General features: G+C 60.3%; 2 protein-coding genes. Both read right to left on the minus strand.

The genetic code is table 11. From position 1 onward, the window contains the following. Window positions 1-56: 56 nt before the first annotated feature. Window positions 57-4,415: a 1,4-alpha-glucan branching protein GlgB gene (glgB, locus tag BDE01S_RS08035; protein ID WP_066079894.1), complete on the minus strand. Its 4,359-nt coding sequence runs from the start codon at window positions 4,413-4,415 to the stop codon at window positions 57-59. Between the two features lie 278 nt (window positions 4,416-4,693). Continuing rightward, the gene (locus tag BDE01S_RS08040; protein ID WP_066079897.1) at window positions 4,694-5,173 is read right to left on the minus strand and encodes an FKBP-type peptidyl-prolyl cis-trans isomerase; all 480 of its coding nucleotides are present in this window, start codon (window positions 5,171-5,173) and stop codon (window positions 4,694-4,696) included. Window positions 5,174-5,410 lie beyond the last annotated feature (237 nt).

Here is a 5,410-nt window from a genome sequence, read left to right on the forward strand (position 1 = left end):
TGCACCGCGTTTTTCAGACGGCTTAGAACGCGGTGCGGGGGCAGTATGGTGCCGCTTTATTTGGCTTTTGCCTGCTTATCTTTTACCGCCGGCTGCTTGTCGGCGCGCAAGGCCGTCTGAATTTCCGTTGCGGGCGCGGCTTTCTGATACAGATAGACCGTGGCCAGCGGCGGCAGGGTCAGGCTCAGCGACTGCGCTTTGCCGTGCGAAGGCACGTTTTCCGCCGTGATGTCCGCGCCGTTTGCGATGCCGCTGCCTTGATACTGCGTGCGGTCGGAATTCAGGATTTCGGTATAGCGGCCGGGCGCGTTGACGCCGAAGCGGTAGTGTTCGCGCACCACCGGGGTAAAGTTGCTGATGACGATGATGCGGTTGCCTGCGCGGTCGCGGCGCTCGAATACGAATACCGAATTGTCGCTGTCGTCGGCCACCAGCCATTCAAAGCCCTCGGGCTGCTGGTCGAGCTGGTAGAGCGGGGCGTGGGCGGTGTAGATGTGGTTCAGGTCGCGTACATAATCCTGCACGCCTTTGTGCCAGCCGCCCGCTTCGTCGAGCAGATGCCAATCCAGTCCTTCCTGATAATTCCACTCGCGGCCTTGGGCAAATTCGTTGCCCATAAATAGGAGTTTTTTGCCGGGGAAGCCGTACATAAAGCCGTAATAGGCGCGCAGGTTGGCAAACTGCTGCCAGCAGTCGCCCGGCATTTTGCCCAGCAGCGAGCGTTTGCCGTGTACCACTTCGTCGTGCGACAGGGGCAGAACGAAGTTTTCGCTGTATTGGTACATCATGCCGAATGTCATTTTGCCGTGGTGGTATTTGCGGTGGACGGGGTCTTCCTGCATATAGCGCAGGGTGTCGTTCATCCAGCCCATATTCCATTTGAAATCGAAGTTCAGGCCGGCTTCGCGGGTTACGTCGGCAAAGGAAGTCGATTCTTCGGCAAACGAGCCGGCGCCGGGTGTTTCGCTTTTTAAGACGGCATTGGTTTGGCGCAAAAAGGCGATGGCTTCCAGATTTTCGCTGCCGCCGTAGCGGTTGGGAATCCACTCGCCGTCTTTGCGCGAGTAGTTGCGGTAAATCATCGAGGCCACGGCGTCCACGCGGATGCCGTCGAAGCCGAAACGCTCAATCCAGTAGAGCGCGTTGCCCTGCAGGAAGTTTTTGACTTCGTTGCGGCCGAAGTTGTAAATCAGCGTGTTCCAATCCTGATGGTAGCCTTCGCGCGGGTCGGCGTGTTCGTAAAGCGCCGTGCCGTCGAAGGTGTTGAGGCCGTGGTCGTCGGTGGGGAAGTGCCCCGCTACCCAGTCGAGAATCACGCTGATGCCGGCGGCGTGGGCGGCGTCAATCAGGGCTTTCAGCTCATCGGGCGAGCCGAAGCGGCTGGTCGGTGCATACAGGCCGGTGGCTTGGTAGCCCCATGAGCCGTCGAACGGATATTCGGACAAGGGCAGCAGCTCGATGTGGGTGAAGCCCATGTCTTTTACATAGTTCACCAATTCGTCGGCCAGCTGCGTGTAGGTGAGCCAGTAGTTGTTTTCGGGATTGCGCCGCCACGAGCCGAGATGGACTTCGTAAATGCTGATGGGCGCTTCCACGGAGTTGGCGCGGCGGCGGAAAGCGGGCGCTTCGGCTTTGGCCGGCAAGCCGCGCACCACGGATGCGGTGGTCGGGCGCAGCTCCGCGCCGAATGCGTAGGGGTCGGCTTTTTCGCGGATGTTGCCGTTGGCATCGAGTACGGAGAATTTATACAGCGCGTTGAGGCCGACGCCGGGGATAAAGATGTCCCACAGGCCGTTGCCTGTGTGCGGACGCATGGCATGGCGGCGGCTGTCCCAGCCGTTGAATTCGCCGATGACCGATACCCGCCGCGCGTTGGGCGCCCAAACGGCAAAGCGCACGCCGGATACGCCGTCCATTTCGGCGAAATGTGCGCCCAGCGTTTCATAAGGGCGCAGGTGCGTGCCTTCGCCCAGCAGCCAGGCATCGGTATGTTGCAGCGCGCTGCCGAAGCGGTAGTCATCTTCTTCGCGTACGGCGGCTTCGCCCTCGTGGTATGTCACCAGCAGGGCGTAGTCGGGCGCGTGTTCGGGCAATACGGCGGCAAACAGGCCGCGCTCGTCGATTTTTTCAGACGGCATGATGACTGCGCCTGTGTGGCGGTCGATGATGTCGATGTGGTGCGCGTCGGGACGCAGCACGCGCACGGCTTCGCGTTCGTCGTTGACACGATGCCGCCCAAGATAGGCAAACGGATCGCTGTGGGTGGCGGCAAACAGGCTGTCGATGATTTGGCGTTCTCCGGCTTCCGGGTGGTAGCCGCGTCGGATATGGCGGTTTCGGTTCATGCGGATGTCTCCCATCATGGCAAGCTGCTTGCCCATTTGCGGGTGGCGGGCAAAGGCTTCCAGAGGCTGCGGCATTTTGCGCGCCCAGTTCGGATAGCCTTCGGCCACGCCGGGAATATTGAGGTTGTCGCGTACGCCCAGCAGGTTTTCCAGCTGCACGGCATACAGTTTGCTGCGGCTTTGCGCGCCGTAGCGCAGAAAGGCTTCGAGCAGGGCGTCGTTGATTTCAGACGGCATGGCGAAGTCGGGCGGCAGGCAGCCGGCTTGTTTGAAGGTGTCCAGCCAGTTGCGTTTGTCCTGCTCGCGGCGGCTTAAGGCCGTCTGAAAATCCGCATCGGAAGAGATGCTGCCCAGGCGGTACATTTCGGCCAAATCCGCGCCGCACCAGTAGCCGGCCAGCGGCGCGACATCGTGGGTGCTGGTGACGGTTAGGGACTGTGCGGGATAATGCTCCGGCAGCTCGAAGCCGTGGCTGTTTTTGCTGAAATACATGACCTTGTACGAGAACACCTGATAGCGGTCGAGCAGGCTGCGGGCTTGGTCGGGTACGGTGCCGAGGTCTTCGCCGACAACCACGCAGCGGTTGCGGCGGCTTTCCAGCGCGACAATCGCAAACATCACTTCCGCATCGTAATGCACATACGAGCCGTGGTCGGCGCTCATGCTACCGGTCACCCACCACAGGCGGCACAAAGCCATCACATGGTCGATGCGTAAAATACCGTATTGGCGCATATTGGCGCGAATCAGGCGCACAAAAGGCGCATAGCCGCTGCGTTTGAGCGCGGTCGGGTTAAGCGGCGGCAGATTCCAGTTTTGGCCGGAGGGGCCGAGCGGATCGGGCGGCGCACCGACCGACATATCCATGCAGTAATCCGCGCGGTTGAGCCAGGTATCGGCGCTGCCGCGTGCCGCACCGACAGCCAAATCGCCGTACATGCCCAGCGACACGCCGTGTGCGCGGGCGGCATCGTTGACCTGCTGCAGCTGCGCGGCGCACAGCCATTGCAGCCACATATAAAAGCGGATTTCCTGCGGGTGGCTGCGGGCGAAATCCTGCACTTCCGGGCTGTCGGGGCTTTGGAATGCTTCCGGCCACGCGCTCCAGCCGTAAATGCCGGGGCTGCTGTAATATTGGTCCAACGCTTCAAACAGGGCGTAGCCGTAGAGCGCGTCGCCGTGTTCTGCGACAAACTGCTCAAACGCGGCACGCTCCTGCTGTGCGGTTTCGCATTCTTCCTGCATAAAGGCATCAAAAGCCAGCTGCAGGGCATCGCGTTTCAGCGCCCATACGGCGGTATAAGTAACCGACTCGGGTATCCGCAGCGCGGCGATGCGGCGGCGGATTTTGGGGCTTTCCAACCATTCGGCGGCGCGGGCGCTGTATTGAAATACGCCCAGGCGTTCGACATCCAGATACACAGGGTTGAGCCATTCGCGCGAAGACGGGCTGTAAGGGCTGGCCAGAGCGGGCTGCGCGGTAAAGAGCGCGTGCAGCGGATTGATGCCGATAAAGTCCAAGCCTTGCGCGCCCGCGTAGGCCATCAATTCGGCCAGATCGGTCCAATCGCCTATGCCCCAGTTGCGCTCCGAGCGCAGGCTGTATAAATGCACGGTCAGGCCGTTCATGCGGCGGCCGTCGGCCAAATCGGCGGGCTGGTAGGCGGTGTGCGGCGCGGCAATCAGGCGGACGCGGCCGGTGTGGTTTTCGGTGTGCGCTTCCAGCGTATAGTAACCGGCCGCCAGAGCGGGCAGGGCGGCGTAAGTCATGCCGTCTTCTCCGGCATATACGGCCACGCGCTGCAGCTCATGCCCGCTTTCGTCGCGCAACAGGGCTTCGGTTGCGCCGGAGAATACGCTCAGGCCGACGGAGCAGGCTTCGTCTGCACGAACGGCGGCGGTATCGGCAAACAGGCCGTCTGAAACGCCGTCTGCCAATGCGTTTAAAACGGCCTGCAATACTTCCGGCTTGGCGGCGTGGTAAGTGCCGTCAATGTCGTGGAAGCCCGCAGCGATGCCGGCTTCGGCGGCCTGTTGGACCAATGGGGTATGCTCTGATAATCCGTTCATGAAACTGTATGGGGTATGCCGTATGTTTGTGTGGGTTTATCCGCGGGAAGCTGTGGGGTTGTTATGGCCGTTTCGTCAACCGGAGACAAGGCCGCAAGGCGCAGCCGCGCGGTATCAAGCTGACGGGACGACTATAATACAGATTGCGGCGGGCATTGCCGCTGCGCCTGCTTTTTTCCGAAATTGTTTGATGCAGGCTAAGGTTTGCACTTTGCGGGTGCGGAAATGGGAACAGGCCGTCTGAAAACGGCGGGCATTTTCAGACGGCCTTGCGGGCTTTAGTGGTGGTGGCCGTGCGGACCGTGTACATGGCCGTGGGCGATTTCTTCGGCAGAAGCATCGCGTACACCGGCAACGGTGGCTTTAAACAGGATTTTCATGCCGGCCAGCGGGTGGTTGCCGTCCACAACGGCCTTGCCGTCGGCAACGTCGGTCACGCGGTAGATGATGACTTCGCCGGTTTCCGGGTCGTCGGCTTCAAACATCATGCCGGCTTCGACTTCGACCGGGAAGACGCTCACATCTTCGATGCGTACCAGCTCGGGATCCTGCTCGCCGAATGCATCGTCGGGCGACATGGCTACTTCCACGGTGTCGCCGACCGCTTTGCCGTGCAGGGCTTCTTCTACCAGCGGGAAAATGCCGTCGTAGCCGCCGTGCAGATATTCGATGGGGGTTTCGGTTTTGTCCAACAGCTGGTTGTTGGCATCAAACATTTCATAATGCAGGGAGACGACTGAGTTTTTAGCGATAGCCATGGTGTGTCCTTCGTAAGGATGGTCATAAAATACCGCATTCTAACATAGCGCGGGGCGGCATAGGCATCGTCTGCGGCAGACGGGTGAAAACGGCGGTCGGGGCGCGGCCGGTAATCTGCTGCGCGGCGGTTTGCGGGTAAAAAAACAGGCTGAGGGGCAGAAAAAAGCGCGGTTTATTGTTAAATACAGTTAACCTTTTCACTTTTGTTGTTTTTTTACAACCCGATTATTTGCGGC

The sequence above is a fragment of the Bergeriella denitrificans NBRC 102155 genome, assembly GCF_001592185.1.
GTDB lineage: Bacteria > Pseudomonadota > Gammaproteobacteria > Burkholderiales > Neisseriaceae > Neisseria > Neisseria denitrificans.

What these genes read in the sequence shown, in the direction of transcription:
- glgB (WP_066079894.1), bottom strand. Translation starts at nt 4,415, where the DNA reads ATGAACGGATTATCAGAGCATACCCCATTGGTCCAACAGGCCGCCGAA.
- BDE01S_RS08040 (WP_066079897.1), bottom strand. Translation starts at nt 5,173, where the DNA reads ATGGCTATCGCTAAAAACTCAGTCGTCTCCCTGCATTATGAAATGTTT.